Origin of the sequence: Trichormus sp. NMC-1 (genome assembly GCF_001858025.1) — a bacterium.
In the GTDB taxonomy this organism is placed as follows: Bacteria; Cyanobacteriota; Cyanobacteriia; order Cyanobacteriales; family Nostocaceae; genus Anabaena.
In genome coordinates this window covers 44400-64657 of the sequence record NZ_LZQD01000006.1, presented here as the reverse complement: position 1 = coordinate 64657, position 20258 = coordinate 44400, and the positions used below count along the sequence as shown (strand labels likewise).

The 20258-nt window shown below is 39.3% G+C and carries 19 protein-coding genes; 6 read left to right on the top strand and 13 right to left on the bottom strand.

The window, feature by feature from the left end; all coding sequences use genetic code 11:
- Positions 1–245: 245 nt before the first annotated feature.
- A complete protein-coding gene (locus A9Y75_RS18550) occupies positions 246–1412 on the top strand; it encodes a pyridoxal phosphate-dependent aminotransferase (protein ID WP_071191029.1) in 1167 nt (388 codons plus the stop codon).
- Positions 1413–2187: 775 nt separating this feature from the next.
- On the opposite strand, the gene A9Y75_RS18545 is transcribed toward A9Y75_RS18550, so the two are convergent.
- Complete coding sequence (locus A9Y75_RS18545) at positions 2188–3468, bottom strand: tetratricopeptide repeat protein (RefSeq protein ID WP_071191028.1); 1281 nt, start codon at positions 3466–3468, stop codon at positions 2188–2190.
- 470 nt (positions 3469–3938) lie between these two features.
- Between A9Y75_RS18545 and hpsE the strand changes: the two genes are divergently transcribed.
- Positions 3939–4865 (top strand): hormogonium polysaccharide biosynthesis glycosyltransferase HpsE, encoded by a 927-nt coding sequence (gene hpsE, locus A9Y75_RS18540; protein ID WP_071191027.1) that lies wholly within the window; start codon positions 3939–3941, stop codon positions 4863–4865.
- A 138-nt stretch (positions 4866–5003) separates the two neighbouring features.
- Here the strand turns inward: hpsE and A9Y75_RS18535 are convergent, their stop codons facing one another.
- The 3 genes from A9Y75_RS18535 to A9Y75_RS18525 all read right to left on the bottom strand — a co-directional run bounded on the left by A9Y75_RS18535 (position 5004) and on the right by A9Y75_RS18525 (position 8633).
- Positions 5004–6086, bottom strand: coding sequence for a polysaccharide pyruvyl transferase family protein (locus tag A9Y75_RS18535; protein WP_071191026.1), 1083 nt, complete (start codon positions 6084–6086; stop codon positions 5004–5006).
- A gap of 531 nt (positions 6087–6617) precedes the next feature.
- Positions 6618–6959 (bottom strand): multidrug efflux SMR transporter, encoded by a 342-nt coding sequence (locus tag A9Y75_RS18530; RefSeq protein ID WP_083389663.1) that lies wholly within the window; start codon positions 6957–6959, stop codon positions 6618–6620.
- Positions 6960–7223: 264 nt separating this feature from the next.
- Complete coding sequence (locus A9Y75_RS18525; RefSeq protein WP_083389662.1) at positions 7224–8633, bottom strand: ATP-binding protein; 1410 nt, start codon at positions 8631–8633, stop codon at positions 7224–7226.
- A gap of 128 nt (positions 8634–8761) precedes the next feature.
- Between A9Y75_RS18525 and A9Y75_RS30225 the strand changes: the two genes are divergently transcribed.
- From A9Y75_RS30225 to purB, 3 genes are all read left to right on the top strand, one after another.
- On the top strand, positions 8762–8893 hold the full coding sequence (locus A9Y75_RS30225; protein ID WP_269086313.1) for a hypothetical protein: 132 nt from the start codon (positions 8762–8764) through the stop codon (positions 8891–8893).
- Positions 8894–9306: 413 nt separating this feature from the next.
- Complete coding sequence (locus tag A9Y75_RS18520; RefSeq protein ID WP_071191226.1) at positions 9307–10212, top strand: YihY/virulence factor BrkB family protein; 906 nt, start codon at positions 9307–9309, stop codon at positions 10210–10212.
- Between the two features lie 73 nt (positions 10213–10285).
- Positions 10286–11581: an adenylosuccinate lyase gene (gene purB / locus A9Y75_RS18515; protein WP_071191025.1), complete on the top strand. Its 1296-nt coding sequence runs from the start codon at positions 10286–10288 to the stop codon at positions 11579–11581.
- Between the two features lie 217 nt (positions 11582–11798).
- Here purB and A9Y75_RS18510 read toward each other — a convergent pair whose 3' ends face one another.
- The 3 genes from A9Y75_RS18510 to A9Y75_RS18500 form a co-directional block, all read right to left on the bottom strand.
- Entirely contained in the window at positions 11799–12992 is a 1194-nt protein-coding gene (locus A9Y75_RS18510; RefSeq protein WP_071191024.1) for an MFS transporter, read from the bottom strand.
- 135 nt (positions 12993–13127) lie between these two features.
- Positions 13128–14300: a molybdopterin-synthase adenylyltransferase MoeB gene (moeB, locus tag A9Y75_RS18505; RefSeq protein ID WP_071191023.1), complete on the bottom strand. Its 1173-nt coding sequence runs from the start codon at positions 14298–14300 to the stop codon at positions 13128–13130.
- A gap of 30 nt (positions 14301–14330) precedes the next feature.
- Positions 14331–14798, bottom strand: a complete 468-nt coding sequence (locus A9Y75_RS18500) for a M67 family metallopeptidase (protein ID WP_071191022.1) — start codon at positions 14796–14798, stop codon at positions 14331–14333.
- Between the two features lie 424 nt (positions 14799–15222).
- On the opposite strand from A9Y75_RS18500, the gene A9Y75_RS18495 reads away from it, so the two are divergent.
- Positions 15223–15708 carry an SgcJ/EcaC family oxidoreductase gene (locus A9Y75_RS18495; protein ID WP_071191021.1) on the top strand — a complete coding sequence of 162 codons (486 nt, stop codon included), beginning with the start codon at positions 15223–15225 and terminating at the stop codon, positions 15706–15708.
- Positions 15709–15950: 242 nt separating this feature from the next.
- Here A9Y75_RS18495 and A9Y75_RS18490 read toward each other — a convergent pair whose 3' ends face one another.
- The 6 genes from A9Y75_RS18490 to A9Y75_RS18470 form a co-directional block, all read right to left on the bottom strand.
- Positions 15951–16676 (bottom strand): ABC transporter ATP-binding protein, encoded by a 726-nt coding sequence (locus A9Y75_RS18490; RefSeq protein WP_071191020.1) that lies wholly within the window; start codon positions 16674–16676, stop codon positions 15951–15953.
- On the bottom strand, positions 16673–16819 hold the full coding sequence (locus tag A9Y75_RS28685) for a hypothetical protein (RefSeq protein ID WP_177176235.1): 147 nt from the start codon (positions 16817–16819) through the stop codon (positions 16673–16675). Before A9Y75_RS28685 ends, A9Y75_RS18490 begins: the two co-directional genes overlap by 4 nt.
- A gap of 28 nt (positions 16820–16847) precedes the next feature.
- Positions 16848–17075 carry a ferredoxin family protein gene (locus A9Y75_RS18485; protein WP_071191019.1) on the bottom strand — a complete coding sequence of 76 codons (228 nt, stop codon included), beginning with the start codon at positions 17073–17075 and terminating at the stop codon, positions 16848–16850.
- A gap of 64 nt (positions 17076–17139) precedes the next feature.
- Positions 17140–18351 (bottom strand): ATP phosphoribosyltransferase regulatory subunit, encoded by a 1212-nt coding sequence (locus A9Y75_RS18480; protein WP_071191018.1) that lies wholly within the window; start codon positions 18349–18351, stop codon positions 17140–17142.
- On the bottom strand, positions 18351–19283 hold the full coding sequence (locus A9Y75_RS18475) for a J domain-containing protein (protein WP_071191017.1): 933 nt from the start codon (positions 19281–19283) through the stop codon (positions 18351–18353). The genes A9Y75_RS18480 and A9Y75_RS18475 overlap by 1 nt, the downstream gene beginning before the upstream one ends.
- A 97-nt stretch (positions 19284–19380) precedes the next feature.
- Positions 19381–20190, bottom strand: coding sequence for an inositol monophosphatase family protein (locus tag A9Y75_RS18470; protein ID WP_071191016.1), 810 nt, complete (start codon positions 20188–20190; stop codon positions 19381–19383).
- Positions 20191–20258: the final 68 nt, after the last annotated feature.

Here is a 20258-nt window from a genome sequence, read left to right as displayed (position 1 = left end):
CGCTTTTTTTAACGCTGAGGGACGCTGAGGTTGAAAATTTTGATTTGAGTTAAGGTTTTTGGAAAAGGCAAATCTTGAGTGGGAAGGGAGTATCCTTTTTTTAACGCAGAGGAACGCTGAGGTTAGCGCTGAGGTACGCTGAGGTTGAAAATCTTGATTTGAGTTAAGGTTTTTGGAAAAGGCAAATCTCGACTGAGGTTCTGAGATATCCTTAGATAGGATAGAGATTCGCCGAATAAAGTAGAATGAAGCTGGCAGCAAGAGTAAGTCAGGTGACACCCTCTATAACCTTAGCGATCGCAGCTAAAGCTAAGGCCATGAAAGCAGAGGGTATAGATGTTTGTAGTTTTAGCGCCGGAGAACCGGATTTTGACACCCCGGCGCATATCAAAGCCGCAGCAGTAAAAGCTTTGGATGAAGGCAAAACCAAGTATGGTGCAGCCGCTGGAGAACCAAAGTTAAGGGAAGCGATCGCCCAAAAGCTGAAAACAGATAACGGTCTTGATTATAAGTCAGAGAATGTGATTGTCACTAATGGTGGTAAGCATTCTTTGTACAATTTGATGATGGCGCTAATTGATCCGGGTGATGAGGTCATTATTCCTGCACCCTACTGGCTAAGTTATCCAGAAATGGTGATTTTAGCAGCTGGTAAACCAGTAATTGTGCAAACTGACGCTTCTACTGGCTATAAAATTACCCCGGAACAATTGCAAAAGGCAATTACCCCAAAAACTAAGTTATTTGTCCTCAACTCTCCATCTAACCCCACAGGGATGGTGTACACGCCAGAGGAAATTAAAGCTTTGGCGAAAGTAGTAGTTGATGCAGATATCTATGTTGTTTCTGATGAAATTTATGAAAAAATCCTCTATGACGGTGCAGAACATATCAGCATCGGTTCTCTAGGTAAGGAAATTTTTGAGCGCACCTTGATTAGTAACGGTTTTGCTAAAGGTTACTCGATGACTGGGTGGCGACTTGGTTATTTAGCAGGGCCTGTGGAAATTATTAAAGCTGCTAGTACCATTCAAGGGCATAGTACATCAAATGTGTGTACTTTTGCTCAATATGGTGCGATCGCGGCTTTGGAAAGTTCCCAAGACTGTGTGGAAGAAATGCGTCAAGCTTTCGCTAAACGTCGTCAGGTAATGTTAGATAGACTCAACGCTATCCCCGGTTTGAGTTGTCCTAAACCAGATGGTGCTTTTTATCTGTTTCCTGATATCAGCAAAACCGGCTTGAAGTCTCTGGAATTTTGCAACGCTTTACTAGAAGCACATCAAGTTGCAGTTATTCCAGGCGTGGCTTTCGGTGCTGATAACAACATTCGCCTTTCCTATGCTACTGATATGGCGACGATTGAAAAGGGAATGGATAGGTTAGAGAAATTTGTGCGTTCTCGAATTTAACAGCAATCATCTCATCCATTTTCCATAATGATGAGACAGACAAATTATATCTCCCCAACCCTCCTTAATCTGGTGAGTTAGGGAGATAAAAAATAGGGAATAGGGAGATAAGGAATAGGGAATAGGGAATAGGGAATAGGGAATAGGGAATAGGGAATAGGGAATAGGGAATAGGGAATAGGGAATAGGGAATAGGGAATAGGGAATAGGGAATAGGGAATAGGGAATAGGGAATAGGGAATAGGGAATAGGGAATAGGGAATAGGGAATAGGGAATAGGGAATAGGGAATAGGGAATAGGGAATAGGGAATAGGGAATAGGGAATAGGGAATAGGGAATAGGGAATAGGGAATAGGGAATAGGGAATAGGGAATAGGGAATAGGGAATAGGGAATAGGGAATAGGGAATAGGGAATAGGGAATAGGGAATAGGGAATAGGGAATAGGGAATAGGGAATAGGGAATAGGGAATAGGGAATAGGGAATAGGGAATAGGGAATAGGGAATAGGGAATAGGGAATAGGGAATAGGGAATAGGGAATAGGGAATAGGGAATAGGGAATAGGGAATAGGGAATAGGGAATAGGGAATAGGGAATAGGGAATAGGGAATAGGGAATAGGGAATAGGGAATAGGGAATAGGGAATAGGGAATAGGGAATAGGGAATAGGGAATAGGGAATAGGGAATAGGGAATAGGGAATAGGGAATAGGGAATAGGGGGAGAAAATTACGAATTACGAATTACGTTGGCGGTAGCCTGCCGTAGGCACTATTACGAATTACGAATTAATCCCATTTCTTGCAAACCTTGACGCAGACGTTGGGCTTCTTGGGGGTTTTGTAGCTCATGGAGAGCGATCGCACTTTCAAAAGCTGCTAAACTGGTTTCAACATCGCCCACCTTTAACAGCACTACTCCCAAATTTTGATAAGCTTCTGCATAGTCAGGATTTAACAGGATAGCTTGGTTATAGGCATCAATAGCTTCAGCAAATAAACCCATTGCTTTATTTACCATACCCACATTGTAATGACCAAAAACAAAACCAGGGTCAATCTTTAAAGCTGTTTCATAAGCATTTTTTGCTCCTTGTAAATCTCCAGCCGCTTTCAACAAATTACCCAGATTATTATATCCTCCTAACTTCAACAAAGGATAAATAGGCAATTTTACAGCAGCTTGATAATGGGAAAGAGCCTGATTTACATTTTTTAAATGTGTATTAGCAATTCCTAAGTGATAATGTAATTCATACAAAATATCATAATTTGTTTCATTGGTTGTAATGGTTTCATGAATAATATTTCTACCTCCCTTAGATTGAAAATCTTTAAATCCGCGTGGGCGGTTTTTGTTTGCGGAATTTTGATTCCCAAGCACCTGCTTTAAACCTCTAGTTAATAACTCCATCCCCTCCTTAATTTTCCCCATTTCCACATACAAAGCTCCCAATTTACTGCAAACATAAGCATCATTAGGATTAGCTGCAAAAAATTCTTCCATTGCGGCGGCAGCTTTAGTATACTTGTTTTGTTGGTTAATTACAGCTTTTTGATATCCCGCGTGGAGAATTGCTACCCCTGGTAAATAACCAATTTGCCAATTGGGTTCTTGAGCTAAAATAGCGGTAATGCTATCATCAACCAACGCATGATAAGGGCGATCAAAACATATATCTGGATGGTTGCGAAACAGTCGAGAAACCAGAGAATAAGGTGATTGTGTTGCTCCAACTTCTTGACGCACAAGATTAATTAATAGATATTCTTCTATATTAATTGCTGCTTTTAGATGCGGCACAATTTCCGGTGTCAGGCTTTCATCAGCATCTAATACTAAAACCCAATCTCCTGTGACGTATTTTAAAGCTTCATTGCGAGCCTTACTGAAGTTATTACACCATTCAAAATGATGTAACTTAGCCCCGAACTGTTGGGCAATTTGGGGCGTTTTGTCAGTTGATCCTGTATCTAAGACTACAATTTCATCGACAACATTTTTCACACTACTCAGGCACTTTGGCAAGGCAGTTTCTTCGTTTTTAACAATCATACACAAGCTGAGTTTCATATAGCAGCAAGATAGTATTTACAGCTTTGGTCAATAATAGCTTATGTAATCAAGGATGAAAAATGTGTCAATATTAACAATATATGTGTAAAAATTACTTCCAGGGTTGGGGTAAAAAAAGACTTAACTAGACAAATGTCGCGTTTTTGCGATTTTATTGTAAATTTTGGTAATAATTTCACTATTGTCAACTGCGAAAATGCACAATATTTTCTGTAATGTAGAGAGAATTTTGGATACAGTTATCCAGTTTGATCAAGAGAAAATCAAAGAGCGTATTGTGCCAGATGATGTATATTATTGATTGTCAAATCCCATTTTTGGCGATACAATTAGAGCGATTACGCATAGAACTGAGTTTTTACAGTACTCTAGACATTAGCTATAGCTTTGCTCACCGCAGCATTGCATTCACCGATACTAACTTACAAAGTTTATAGGGAAAAGCTTCTATGGTAGACTTTACAGTGGCTATCTGTACATACAATGGTGAAAAACGTGTATTAGATGTCTTAGAAAAATTGCGATCGCAAGTTGGCACAGAGAAACTTGTTTGGGAAATTTTGATTATTGATAATAATAGCACTGATAAGACTGCTGAGGTAGTAAAAGACTATTTATCTAATTGGACTGAACCTTATTCTCTGAAATATTATTTTGAAGCAGAACAAGGACTCGCTTTTGCTCGAAGATGTGCTATCCGAGAAGCAAAAAGTGATTTAATTGGATTTTTAGATGATGATAATTTACCCTATCCTAACTGGGTAGCAGCCGCGTATAAATTCGGTCAAACTCATGCAGAGGCAGGTGCTTATGGGGGACAAATTCATGGAAAATTTGAAGTCGAACCTCCTCCAGGATTTGCAAGAATAGCTAGATTTTTTGCACTTATAGAAGGTAATAAAAATTATTGCTACAACGAAAAATATCCATCAACTAAAAAAAGAATGTTTCCCCCTGGTGCGGGAATAGTAATTCGTAAAAAAGCCTGGCAAGAAAGTATTCCACCAATTCCCTTATTGCCCCAAACAAATGAAGATTTAGAGATGTTATATTATCTGTGGCAAAAAGGCTGGAAATTGTGGTTTAATGCTGAAATGGAATTAGATCATTTTATTCCTAAATCACGATTTGAACAGGAGTATTTAAGAAAGTTTTTCCGCCAGAATGGGATATGTCGATATTATTTTAGAATGCTCAATTATCAACCTTGGCAAAGACCAGTGATGAGTATTATATACATGATTAATGATTTTCAAAAAGCAATTAGTTTTTATATTAAAAACAGAAATGTTTTAAAAACTGATGTGGTAATAAATGGAGAAATGGAATTGCTTTTAAGTCTATCTCTCAGTCCTTTTTATCATTGGAAAAAATGATGATCAATTACTAATAGACATCCTCTAAGAAACCCAGTAAAATTTTATCCACAGAAGTGCATCTGGCTTGGCTGAGGATTTTCAATGGTGGCACTGATAGTTAGTAGGTAGGCGGGAATATTTATTACGAATTACGAATTATTTTAATTCTAATAGTTCTTGTAACGCAGATTCAATCTGGGTAGCATCTTTAACAAATCTACAAAATGGGATGTCTTTTGTCCATGCTTCATAAAAAGATTCATTCTTGTAATAAGCATTAGGTAGAAAAACATGAGGAATACCTAACAGGATACAAAGAATATGTCCATGCAAACGATTGGTAATAACGAGTTGATGTTGCTGAAATTGATAAATACCACTGTACATAAAACTCCATAAAAGTTTGTGCATAGAAGGATTATACATTTGATTAAATTTATCAGTATTAGAATAAATAGATTGCCATTTCTGCCGATATATCCACTCAACTGGAGCCATCAAACCGCGTTGCCAAACTTCTCTTACCATTTGCGTAACAAAACGTTTTATACCTCTGTATCGAACTCCTAGCAACCATTCGCATGAAACCCAATCTTGTACAACTAAGTTAGGAATTTTGACATTATCTACCGAAAATCCCTGATTTAATTCTTTGTCTGTTCTACAGAGAAAGAGAATTGATTGTTTTGGCTGACGGTTAGTAGATACACCTGGTAAATTTAATAACTGGAAAGCCATATCAGGTGATTTAATAACTCGGCATTTATCAAAAGATTCTTCGGCAATTTTATAGCTACGATCATCACGGACAAATATAGTTAAATTAGGATGGGAATTAAATACATCTGCGGTTTTTTTAAGATTATCTAAATTGCTAAACAAAATACTTTGTGGGAGAATAATAATTGGGCGATCTTGATATTTAGCAATAATTTGCTCTCGAAACTTTTGATGAGTAGGCCAAAGGTCTCCTAAATTACCTCCTCCGTGCAGAAATATGGGAGATTTACCAATTTTTTCTTCCATTTCTGCTGGTGAAAAATCTGCAATGCTAGAAGCGTAGTTAATTTTGGTTTTCATGATATCAGTTAGGTAAATCACCGTCCCCAACCAAATCAAATGATCTCCTAAATTGAGGTGATCTGGATAGTTAAGCAATGCACATGATTCAAATCTATCTAATTGGCCTAAAGCTTTGTGTAATTCTTCTTTGATTGTCTGGGCAATGATATTTTTCATGGCTGCGTTGTTCCTGAAAATAAGGGATAAAAAATGGTGAATTGCTTAAAGCCTTCGTTCAACTATCAACATTCGTCGATAAGATAACGATCCTCTGGCAATCTAAACCTACCTAACACTTAGTAGTCAATCATGCAACATAATACTATATTATCAAATAATCTACTTATTTGATTCTCAAAAATAAATCTGTTGAATATGAACATGGATTTTAAGAATATTTTTCCAAAATTCACTCATAGCAATACTTGCAGAAGTTGTGAACATCTTGTAGGTTGGGTTAAACGCGGTAATTAACTTATAACGCTCATAGGACTTACGCAAAACAGAGCCAAAGTAGCGGTAATTCATGAATTACCGCTACACACGAATAAGGTTTTCAGTCACATCTTGCGTAAGTCCTAGCTCACAGATAAATCATCAAACTGCTTCGTAACCCAACATCCACTATACAATATGTGTTCATGACTTATTTAGGATCGCTATAGCTATAGGGTTCAGCATTGCTAAACCCTGACTTTTGAATGAAGATTAATTCTTGTAATTCTGCAAATAGTCACCTAAATTTAAACCAATCACCCCGACAAGTATTAAAAGTATAGATATGAGTTTTACGAGTGTGAAAGACTCACGAAACCAGACAATACCAATACTAGTAATGACGATAGTACCCAAACCAGACCAAACAGCATAAACGATACTAACTTCCAGTTTTCTGAGAGAAAGGGTCAAAAAAATCAAACAAAGTCCATAAAAGACAAAGATGAAAATTGAAGGAACTATTTTAGTGAATTCTTCAGACAATTTCATGCAAGTTGTGCCGAAGACTTCAAAAATAATTGCTATGATGAGGTAAACCCAACTGATTGGCATAATTATTATAAATGCTGGAGAAGATTGCCGAATTAAGGTTATTCAATTATCCCTATTTAACCTATAAAATTCTATAAGTAGAAAATGAAAGGGTTGAATACTTCACCCTACAGAACATACGTCTATACTTAGGTTATTTTACCTGCTCTAAGTAAGCTACAGATGGGTTCTACATAAGAGTTTATATCTCTTACGAAACCGGAGGCACTATTACGAATTACGAATTACGAATTACGAATTACGAATTACGAATTACGAATTATTTTAATCAGCTTCTTTCTGTTTTAAACGATCTGAAACAATGGGGATTTTAATTATAAATTCAGCACCTTGTCCCGGAGTAGATACACAGATAAGTTGTCCACCATGTTTTTCAACTACAATTTGATAGCTGATTGATAATCCTAAGCCGGTTCCTTGACCTACAGGTTTAGTAGTAAAGAAGGGGTCGAACAAGCGCTTTTGGATATTATCCGGTATTCCTAATCCATTATCCGCGATACTAATCATTACTTGATTATCATCAGTTAATTCAGTACGAATATGTATTGTGATATCTTTGTGAATTTTGGCAGTTATATCATCACTAGAAACTGATAATTTGTAACTTTCTGAAAGCGCATCAATAGCATTGGCAATGATATTCATAAATACCTGATTAAGTTGCCCTGCATAACACTCCACTAAGGGGAGATTTCCATACTCTTTAATCACCTTAATTTCGGGACGATCAGGTTTAGCTTTTAGGTTATGTCTGAGAATAATTAATGTATTTTCTATGCCTTCATGAATATCAACTAATTTAAGTTCTGCCTGATCTAGTCGAGAAAAATTACGTAGCGATAAGACAATTTCGTTGATTCGGGTAGCACCTACTTTCATAGAAGATAATAATTTTGGCAAATCTTCTATAATAAAGTCGATTTCAATTCCCTCAAGTTTTGCTTGTGATATTACATCACAATGAGGTTGCTCCTGTTGATAACATTCCAGTAGATATAGTAAGTCTTTGACGTATTCAGTTGCATAGTTGAGATTGCCATAAATAAAATTCATGGGATTGTTGATTTCATGTGCAATCCCAGCCACAAGCTGTCCCAAAGCAATCATTTTTTCATTCTGTAGCAATCGAGAATAATTGTGTTGGAGATCCCGAAAATCTGCCCGCGCGACTCTGGCTCGTTCTTTTTCCTTTTGTAATCGAGTTACAGTTAAAACATTGATGTGAGAATAAGCTAAAAGCAATTGATGGAAATCAAGTAATCCATGCTGGCAAGATGAATCTGTAATTAAAATCGGCTCATAGACAAGTTTTTGCGATCGCCCTAAAGCTATCTGAGTCGCTTCCACAATTGATATCTCTTCAGGTAAAATACATATTTCTGGCTGCAAAAAATTATATAGATAATCAACAGGCCGTCCAGCAAACAGCCCTAAACCATAAGGACGGCTCATTTGCTCAAAAAATAGTCGCCGCGAAATCATGCCTACACATTGCCGATTTTTAGTCAAGATAATTCCTGGAAGTAACGGCTCTTCTTCAAAAAGTTCAGTCAATTCGTTTCCTAGATGATCTAGCTCGATTTGAACAGTCCAAACTGGTAGTTCCTGCAAGGTTGACTCTAGTTTTAGGTTCAACTCATCAGCATTTCTCATGCTATGCATAGCCAGCATTTTTGCAATCCTTAATATTCAGGTAATATTGACGCTTACTAACATCCGCATTATTGCTTAAGCTCGTATCAAAAAACGACGTATCAAACCTTCTTGCAACGCACTTCATCTGAGGTTCTTTGCAGAATGTGCGGTTATTGATTAAATCAAGCGATCGCATTCTCAAGATTGCCGCAGGAAATACTAGGGTTTGGGTGAAACATACAGCAGAATTCAGGAGTCAGGAGTCAGGAGTCAGGAGTATAGCAGAATCGATTTAGTCTCTAATAAGCGGATGCCATAAATCTTAGCACTCAGCCTTTAACTAAAAGTTAAGGATTAAAGCTAAAATCAGCCAAAATGACCTAGAATATTTTGTCTAAGGAAATTTACTTAATTTAAATTGGCAATTACTTAAAAATCTGTGTAAATACTGTAGATATTACTTATTGTGGGCAAATTATCGGGTCTGACGTGGTTGGTGAGCTTGCCGAACCACACCATAGAAGAGATAAAATCCACAATTCATATTTGATCAACTTTGTCAATGCGTAATTCTTATAGTTATTTATTTTTCACATAATTCTACCTCAAGGAAGTTGGACAAACACCCTTAGGAAGATGCGGCTATCTAGGAAATTAGTATCAAATGTGTCAGGAGAAAAACTATTTTCTGATAAGAAGACTTATGAAAATAAACTTCCGGTCAATTGGGAAGCTGTTGCAGGAAACTTTTACAGAATGGAGTGAAGATAAAGCCTCGCGGTTAGCGGCCTCATTGGCTTATTACACCATTTTTTCACTTGCACCCTTACTAATTATCGTTATTGCCATTACTGGAACTCTCTTTGGTGAGGAGGCAGCCAGGGGTGAAATTGTCCAGCAAATTCAAGGTTTAGTCGGCAAAGAGGGGGCAGAATTTATAGAACTAGCGATTAAAAATGCCAGTAAACCAGAGGAGGGAAATATCGCTTCTATTATTAGTATTTTAGCCTTGCTATTGGGTGCAACTGGTTTATTTGCTGAGTTACAGGATTCCTTAAATACAATTTGGGAAGTAAAACCCAAACCTGGACGGAATATGTTTAATATTATTCGCCAGCGCTTTTTGTCCTTTGCAATGGTGGTAGGAATTGGATTTTTACTACTAGTTTCCCTAGTAATTAGTGCAGCATTATCAGCGATAACTACATACTTTACTAATGTGCTACCGGGAGTGGATATAATCTGGCAGATTATCAATTTTATCTTGTCTTTTAGCATTACTACAGTGCTGTTTGGGTTAATTTTCAAAGTTTTACCTGATGTCAAAATTGGTTGGAGTGATGTGTTAATTGGTGCGGTGATCACATCAATTTTATTTTCCCTGGGCAAGTTTTTATTAGGACATTACCTCGGTAACAGCAGTTTTGCTTCTACCTACGGTGCAGCTGGTTCATTGATGGTAATTCTCGCTTGGGTATACTATGCCGCCCAAATTCTCTTTTTTGGTGCTGAGTTCACCCAAGTTTATGCCAGAAAATATGGTAATCGCATCATTCCTACAAAGAACGCTGTATCCATAAACCCCAAGGAAAACAATAACCCAGGGTATCGCTGATACCAAAAAGTATTTAAAGATTAGAAACCCTAATTAAAATGTAAAATATGACGGTTGTATTAGATGCCCGAATGTGATTGAGCGTTATACTTTGCCGGAAATGGGCAATCTGTGGAATGAAAACTATAAGCTACAAACCTGGCTGCAAGTAGAAATTGCTGTTTGCGAAGCACAGGCAGAATTGGGTTACATTCCATCAGAAGCAGTTGCAGAAATTAAGTCTAAGGCGAATTTTGACCCTCAGCGGGTGCTAGAAATTGAGGCTGAAGTTCGCCATGATATGATCGCTTTCTTGACAAATGTCAATGAATATGTAGGTGATGCAGGACGCTATATTCACCTCGGTTTAACAAGTTCGGATGTGTTGGATACGGCTTTGGCGCTGCAATTGGTTGCGAGTTTGGATGTGCTGTTGCTACGCCTAGAAGATTTAATCCAGGCAATTCGCCACAAGGCCAGAGAACACCGTTATACTGTGATGATTGGGCGATCGCATGGTATTCACGCTGAACCAATGACTTTTGGTTTTAAGTTAGCTGGATGGTTGGCAGAAGTGTTGCGACACCAAGAACGTTTGCAAATTCTCCGCAAAACCATAGCTGTAGGTAAAATCTCTGGTGCAGTGGGAACTTATGCTAATATCGAACCTCGTGTAGAAGCGATCGCTTGTCAAAAACTCGGACTCAAACCTGATACCGCCTCTACACAAGTAATTTCCCGCGATATCCATGCTGATTATGTACAGCAATTAGCCCTTGTTGCTGCATCCATTGAACGCTTTGCTGTAGAAATTCGCAATCTCCAAAAAACCGACGTTTTGGAAGTTGAGGAATTCTTCGCCAAAGGCCAAAAAGGCTCCAGTGCTATGCCCCACAAACGCAACCCCATTCGTTCTGAACGGCTTACCGGGATGGCGCGATTAGTCAGAAGTCATGCAGGTGCAGCTTTAGAAAACGTGGCTTTATGGCACGAACGAGATATTTCTCACAGTTCTGTAGAACGGGTAGTTTTACCAGATGCTTGCATTTTAACTCACTTCATGCTGCATGAAATCACAGACTTGGTGACAAATCTGCTGGTTTATCCCCAGAATATGGAACGGAATCTCAACTGCTATGGTGGCGTAGTTTTCAGCCAAAGAGTTTTACTGACTTTGATCGACAAAGGACTCAACCGCGAAGAAGCTTATGCGATCGTTCAACAAAATGCACACACAGCTTGGAATCAACCAGAAGGTAATTTCCGGGATTTGATTAGCAAAGATACCCGTGTTACTCAAAATTTGTCATCAGCAGAAATAGAAACCTGTTTTGATCCACAGCAGCATCTCAGACATTTAGACCAAGTTTATCAAAGGCTGGGTATTTAGAATTCCTGCTGCTATTGATCGAAAAGATGCTTTTCTTTAGATATGCGTTTTCTAAAACTTTTGTAGAGACGTTCTTTTGTAGAGACGTTCCATGGAACGTCTCTACATTTTTTTTCACTACAGCAGAATTCAGGAGTTAAGAGTAAAACCCTCTTGTAGTGGGAGTTTCATTATCAATTGATGTCCTAAGCACCCTGTCCACGGCTCGAATTACGAATTACGAATTACGAATTATTTCCCCCTGTTTGTTCTGCGTTAAAAAAATACACCCACCAGCCACCAAAAACGCCACCGCACCTCTAAATCCACTGGCTACAGCTGTCATCCCTGGCGGAAAAAATACGCCAAATAAACTCATTGCTAAGGAAAATCCCCCAAAATACATCCCAATTCCTAACCCAGCCCAGCGCTGAGGCATTAACTCCAAAGCAAAGGGAATTACCCCATTGACAATTAAACTAAATCCAGTTATTATGAAAAATATAATGGAAATCTGTGCGCGCAGATATACCATCGCCAGAATTGAGCAAACAGTTATACCGACACCTGCGAGCATGACTCGACGATTTCCCAGCTTGACTGCACAGAAACCTGCGGGTAAGGCAGCAACAGCCAGAGCTAATCCAAACCAAACCATGATTGTAGTTATATCATTGGTATGGAATTGAGTTTTCAGGGTTTTGCCTAAAGCATCCATGAGTAACCGGGAACCGCAACCGACAGAAAAACCGGTGACTAGGATTAAACCTAAGTTTTTGAGAGGTATTTTGGGTGTTTCTAGGTTTTGTTGTGCTGTTGGTATTGCTGGGGGTTGGACAAAGCGTAACGCAAATGCAGCAGCAAGAAGAACAAAGGAAGCGATCGCAAAAGCAAAAATTGCACCTAAACTCAGAATAAACTGATTTGCAATTCCCCGAAAAGCAGCAACGACTCCTCCCGCTAAAGTCACAAAACTGACTGCTAAAGGTAACTCAGAAGGAATTGCATATGTTCCCAACAAGCAAATTGCTGGAGAACGAAAGACAGTCATTGCTAAAGCCCAAGCTACCAAAACTAATGGTAAAATTCCCCGTATCACCTCAGTCGGTGGGATGAAAGTCACAATACAGGGTATAGCGATAAACAAAGTTGAAGCGAGAATTACACCTGCGGAAATAAAAGGAAAGCGAGTTCCTAATTTCAGTCTAGCTTGATCTGAAAGTCCCCCCATCAGTGGTTCCATCACCACAGCCAAGGCATTTTCTACAACTAATATACCAACTGCTAAAGATGCGGGAAAACCAAATTGAGTTAAAAGTTGGGGTAAATAAGTATTATAAACCAACCAAGCCAGGGTAATTGCTGCCTGCAAACCTGCTAAAACCCAAACTTGTAACCATAAAATACTGCGTTGAGATTTTGAGGTATTCATCCGATTTTCGATTTCCTACGGATAGGAAAGGTAACAGGTAAAGGGAGTTTTTGGAATTAATTTGGAATTAATTTATTCTCCATTCTCCATTCTCCATTCTCTGTTCCCTGTTCCCTGTTCTCTGTTCCCTATTATTTAATACTGAGGAACAGAAGAATCTACTTCCTGACTCCAAGCATTAATTCCACCTTTGACATTAGTTCCCACAATTCCGGCTTCCTTGAGGATACCAAGGGCTTTTGCAGAACGTCCACCCATTTTACAATGAGCAATTAAGCGGTGTCCGTTGAGTATTTCCTTCACCTTAGCAACACCATCACCGTTTTCAATATCAGGTAAAGGTACTAATACAGAACCAGGAATTTTAGCAATTTCATACTCGTGGGGGTTACGGACATCTAGCAATACAAAGTCCTTTGCACCACTATCTATTAATGCCTTCAACTCCGTCACCGTCATTTCTTGAATTTCCATTTGCTGTTTCGCTTCTTCTGCTTGCGCTTGCGGTATACCGCAGAATATTTCGTAGTCTATTAACTTTTCAATGACTGGACGAATTGGATTAGGACGCAGTTTCAATTCTCGGAATTTCATTTCTAAGGCATTGTACAACAGCAAGCGTCCGCTGAGGGTATTACCATTACCAAGAATAATTTTGACTGTTTCTGTGGCTTGAATGATACCAATCATTCCTGGTAAAATCCCTAATACACCACCTTCTGCACAGGAGGGAACCATTCCTGGTGGTGGTGGTTCTGGATACAAATCACGATAGTTGGGACCACCTTCATAGTTAAATACGGTAGCTTGTCCTTCAAAGCGGAAAATAGAACCGTAAACGTTAGGTTTGTCTAACAATACGCAAGCGTCGTTAACTAGATATCTGGTGGGGAAGTTATCAGTACCATCAACTACGATATCGTAAGGACGAATGATATCGAGGGCGTTTTCGGAACTGATACGAGTTTCGTATAAATCAACTTGACAATGGGGGTTGATTTCGTGAATACGGTTTTTCGCGGATTCGATTTTCGGTTTACCTACCCAAGATGTTCCGTGAATAACTTGACGTTGCAGATTGGAAGTATCAACGATATCAAAATCTACAATACCAATGCGGCCAATCCCTGCTGCTGCTAAATATAACAGCAATGGTGAACCTAGTCCACCAGTACCGATACACAATACACTGGCAGCTTTGAGGCGTTTTTGCCCTTCCAGTCCCACTTCTGGCAAGATTAAGTGACGGGAGTAGCGTTCGTAGTCGTCTTTAGTCAACTGGATTTCATCCAGATTCGGATTTAGCATAGTTAAATGAGTCAGCGCGGAGTATTAATGTTAACTTAAAATTGTTAAGTTTATATGTTCGATTGTCTCAAGTTGAAATTGGTGATTTTCGTCCAGACTCCAACTTTGGAGTTTGCCCGCTTTACCATTTTCAACGGAAACTATTATATATGAGTATTCTGGCCAAGCATACAGTCTATCCCATTCTGAAGGAATAGCGGGGTGATCGGGATGGGAATGATAGATACCAATTATACTCAAGTTGCGGTTTCTGGCTTCTCTTTGCATTTGTAACATGAAAGCGGGTGCGATCGCATATCTTCTCTTGGTACTCTGGGCTTCTACTGTAAAATTCACCGCTTCTTGATTCCAGGCGTTTTCTGTGGGTATGACTGTAATTAGAGTTTTGCTATCTTCAGCCATATGGCCAAGCATTATCCCACAGCATTCTTCAGGATAGGTGCTTTCGGCGTGATTGTTGATAATTTGTAAATGTTCTGGGTGGAGTTTGAGGTTCATTTTTGATTTTCAACCGCAGATTAACGCAGATTAAGAGGATATGTTTTTAGAGGTTGTGTACTGCTCGTTTGGTTTCTATTTGAGAATTTCCAACTTCGAGAAGCTATCCTACTGGTGTCTACATCTGCGGTTAAAAATTACTATATTACATCAAGTTCGGTTAATTGCTTATCAAAGATACAATCTAGGACTTACGCATTGAAAAAGTTCATCAAAAAAGTTCATCAAATATAAATTGTGGATTTTATCTTTTCTATGGTGTGGTTCGGCAAGCTCACCAACCACGTCAGACCGGTTAATTTGCCCACAATTAACAAAATTTTGCCATCTGATGCAACCTACAAATATGCTATTTTAATTACTAAATCTGAGGGGGCTACTATTGTACAATAAACTATGCAAGTGATTATCCCAAGTTAAACTTATGTTCCCAAAGGCGCTGGTTATCTTATCCGTTTTTGCGGCAATTAACTCTCCGGTTGCACTTCTTCCCGTTCAAGCTCAAAGAGCCTCACAGTGTCCACGAGTAAATAATAAGGATATTAAGTTACTTTTTGTTCAATGGAATAACTCTTTACAAACTGGCTCACCTAAAAAAGTTGCCAGAAATTACGCTAAAGATGGTGTTTTGTTACCCACTGTATCTAATCAGGTTCGTAATACACCTGCTGAAATTAAAGATTACTTTCAGAAATTTCTGAAACTGAAGCCGGTAGGAAAAATTGATGAAGAAAATATTCGTATATATTGCAATATCGCAATTAATTCTGGTATTTATACCTTCAATTTAACTCAAGATGGCCAAGTCAATAAAGTGCAAGCACGTTATACATTTGTTTACCGCAAAGTTGGAAATAAATGGTTAATTATCGAACATCATTCTTCGGCAATGCCTGAAAAAGTTAATTAGGGCTTGCTGAAAAAGTCTTTCCGTTAGGGCTAGGAGTCAGAAGTCAGGAGTCAGGAGTCAGGAGTCAGGAGTCAGGAGTCAGGAGTCAGGAGGAAGAATTAGAAGAAGAGAAGAATAGTCTTGAATCAGATCCAGTGATAGATTTTTGGTAGTTTCAAGGCTTATTCCTTGCACCTTATTCACCTTTTTAACCTTCTAACTCTTGATATATCTAAGTTTTAGCTTTATTAAGCAAGCCCTAATTAATGCCTCTTCCCTGCACCTAAATATAATTCTCCCACTTTGGGATCAGTTAACAATTCTCTACCAGTTCCAGAAATAGCATCTCGTCCTGATTCTAATACACAACCACGATCAGCCATTTCTAAAGCTTTACGGGCATTTTGTTCTACTAAGACAATGGCTGTACCTGATTGGTTAATTTGTTTAATTTGCTCAAATACTTGCGTTACCAAAATGGGAGATAAAGCCGCTGAAGGTTCATCTAAAAGCAGTAAACTAGGTTCTAACATCAAAGCTTTACCCATCGCTAACATCTGTCTTTCCCCACCGGATAAGGTTCCTGCACGTTGACGACGGCGATCGCTTAATCTAGGAAACATGGTAAATATTTTGTCTTTTAGCGGTTTGAGGGAAATATTTCGCACAAAGGCTCCCATTTCCAGATTTTCTTCAATCGTCAAGGAAGGGAAAACGTTGGCTATCTGTGGGATATAACACATCCCCCGTTGGACGATTTGATTTGACTTTAACCCCACAATATTTTCCCCTTTGAAGGTAATTGTACCTAGGTGGGGTTTTAAAAGTCCAAATATGGTTTTTGCTAAAGTGGATTTACCAGCACCATTAGGCCCAATAACGGTAACTAATTCGCCGGGTGATACTCGAAAATTTACACCTTGCAATATATCTACATCTTTGATATATCCAGCGTAGACATTTTCCACTTCTAATAAATAATTTGTCATAAGTTATTAGGAATAGGGAATAGGGAATAGGGAATAGGGAATAGGGAATAGGGAATAGGGAATAGGGAATAGGGAATAGGGAATAGGGAATAGGGAATAGGGAATAGGTAGGAGTTAATTAATTTTTCCCTGTCACCTGTCACCTGTCACCTGTCACCTATCCCCAGTCACCTAATCTGCTATTTTTTGCAGTTCAGGTCTTTCTTCTGCCAGAATTGCATTTTCTACAGGGCAAACTTGTAAACAGATGCCACAGTCGATACAGGTAGCAAAGTCAATCCAGTACCAATCGGTGCCTTTGACGTTTTTACCTGGGCCATCATGAATGCAAGCTACAGGACAAGCTACTACGCAGTCAGCCACGCCTTCACAAACATCAGTCACAATTGTATGTGGCATTTTATCGATTCCCTCTCTTTAATGAATCAGTAGTTTTTAGCGTAACAATTTGTAATGTTATTTGTTAACCTACTGCTTCAATTGTCGTTGTACCATCCGCTTGAATCCAGGCGATTTGGGCGATAGAGCGATCGCTTGCATATTGACGGATAGCCTCTGTATCTCTTCCCCCCAAGTCAATTTCTACTCGCACTAAATCAGGAGTATCTCGCAACTTCTGGGCGTAAGCAAAAGCCGCAGCTTCAGCCGTTTTGCTTTCTGGTACTACTAACCAATTACTTGCGGGTATATTCTGGGGTAATTGCTGAGTTGATACAAGAGTTTGGTATAAATCATCAATGCTCAATTCAAAACCAATACCGGGAATGTTTTCCCCTTGGGGATGATATAGCCCCAAAAGTTGATCATAACGACCACCTCGCCCTAAAACCTTGGCTTGACCATCTGTATCACTGACTACTTCAAACACAATACCTGTGTAATAATCAATAGTTTGAATCAAACTCAGGTCGAGAATTAAGGGAAATTTGCGGTCTGATTCTAGTAAATCTACTAGAGATTTGAGATTATTTACCGCCTCTTGCTGCTCGGAGTCTAGATCTAAGCTGCTGACTTTTGCCAAGACATCTGCACTATTACCGCGCAAATCCAGCATGATTCTGGCACGTTCGCGGAGTTCGTCACTTAGAGGTAGAGTATCTATGGTAATGCGATCAAGATGAGCGATCGCACTCCGCACCTTACTTTGCAAATTGGCAGGAAAAGCATTGAGTAGGGAGCGAGTAATTCCTGCTTCACCTAAGATTAAATGCCAGCCCTGCAAATCTAAAGCGGCTAAACAATTAGCTACCAACAATAGCACTTCGGCATTTGCCAGCAACCCACCAGATCCTAGCAATTCCACCCCAGCTTGATAATACTCTTGCTGACGATTATGCCGTTTTTCCCAGTTGCGGCGAAATACGTTGGCATTGTAATACAGCCGTTGGGGATAAGTTGCTTCTGCCATGCGAGTAACAACTGTACGGGCAATAGAAGCTGTGAGTTCTGGACGTAAGCCCAATTCTTCATTTTGCCCATTTTGCAGTTCAATTACCATCTGGCGCTGAATTGCTTCACCCGCCATCAAAGTATCCATGCGTTCCAAAGTTGAGGTGATAATCCTGTGATATCCCCAACGATGAAATACTTGTTGTAACCTATCTTCAATCCAGCGTTTTTGAGCCACATCTAAGGGAAGTAAATCCCTAGCTCCCGCTGCTGGTTGATACACCATTATTTTTTTCCACCAAACAAACCACCAAACAAACCGCCACTTCCAGACTTATCTGGTTGCTTATCTCCACTATTAGGAGATGAATTCACCTGAGTAGCACTGGGTTTAATGCCTAAAGCCTTGTCTACTTTGGGTTTCCATTCCAAAGCCAATTTGTCTTGAGGATTTAATTTCAGTGCATTGTCAAAGTGAATCTTTGCCATTCGCAGCTGATTTTCCCCTAAATATGCCATTGCGATCAAGCTATGGCAACGACTATTTCTCGGCTCTAGCCTCAAGGCATCTTGCAATTCTACTTTGGCTAGGACAAATTGGTTTTTCTGAAGTAACGTTTGAGCGCGACGGACGTACTGTTCTACAGCTGTGTCTTCTTTGGGCGGTGGTGGCGGTGGTGGTGGCGCTAGATTTGTCCTGGGGGGACTGGCGTTAGGTAATTGAGGCTTGATGATTAACGTCCCTGATTTTCGCATCAGGTAGACTAAATTTAATTCACTAATTTGACCAATTATTTGGGTTGCTTGCGGCAATTCATCAAATTGGGTTGTGGCAATTTTAGTGATCTGATTTTTGTACAATAGGTCTATATCGTGTGCGATCGCAAATTCTTTGGCTAAATCGGTGGTGAGATCTACTGATGCTGATCCTTGTGCCAGACGCTTGCCTATTTGCGATAATACTAAGGTATATTCTGCCCGATTGCGTTCTACAGATAGTTTTTCGTATGCTGGATTAACCAGCTTAGATAACAATTCATTGGCTATATATTTTTCTGTTTCACCGACCACAGTAGAACTATCTGGGTGCAAGCGCCGAGCAATTTTGAGATAGCGTTTGCGAACTTCTTTTGCATCTGCATCAATTGGAACACACAAAACTGCATGATGATCTATGAAATCATATTTGAATAGTCCACAATCTAATTTTAAAGCCATAATAATAGTAGTGTTGCGTGTTGCACCCAAACAGCAATTTCAATTAGTTTACCCTACCTATAATCTTTAGCTATCAGTTCTCGATCATTGTCTTTGATCACCAAGCTGAAAGAGGGGTAACTTTTACTAATTCCTGGCTCAAAGTGTTATGAATATAACCATTGGTTGCCAGTATTTTACCAGAATCGATTTGGAAAGGACTGTTATCGTAGGCAGTGATTTTGCCCCCAGCTTCTTGCAATAAAATTATACCAGCAGCAATATCCCAAGGTGCAATTCCTCTTTCCCAATAACCATCAACACGGCCACAGGCAACATAAGCCAAATCTAGAGATGCTGAACCGCCACGTCTCACGCCTTGGGTAAGATGGGTAAGATGACAGAATTCTGCGTAGTTATTGTCTGCAGTTTCTCGACGGTCATAAGCAAATCCCGTAGTCAACAAGCTTTTGCTCAATTCATTAGTTTGAGAAACCTTGATCGGGCGGCGGTTGCGCGTTGCTCCTAAGCTGGCGGCCGCTCGGAATAGTTCTTGATGGAAAGGGTCATAAATTACACCTACTTGTGATACACCATTAATAAACAAGCCAATGGAAACTGCGAAACATGGATATTGATGGGCGTAGTTGGTTGTACCATCTAAAGGATCAATTGCCCACAGGTATTCACTCTCTTGGTTGCCGAGTTTCCCTGATTCTTCCGCGAGAATAGAATGTTGGGGAAAATGGCGGTGCAAAATTTCTAAAATCACCTTTTCAGAAGCTTTATCAGCTGCGGTAACTAAATCACCAGGTCGTCCTTTTTCAGTAGTTGCATCTTCTACTTTACCTAAATAATCTTGTAAAATTACACCAGCCGCTAATGCCGCTTCAGTAGCAATATCTAGAAAAATTTGTAAGTTAGTCATTGGTTATTAGTCATTGGTTATTAGTCATTGGTCATTAGTCATTGGTCATTAGTCATTGGTCATTGGAA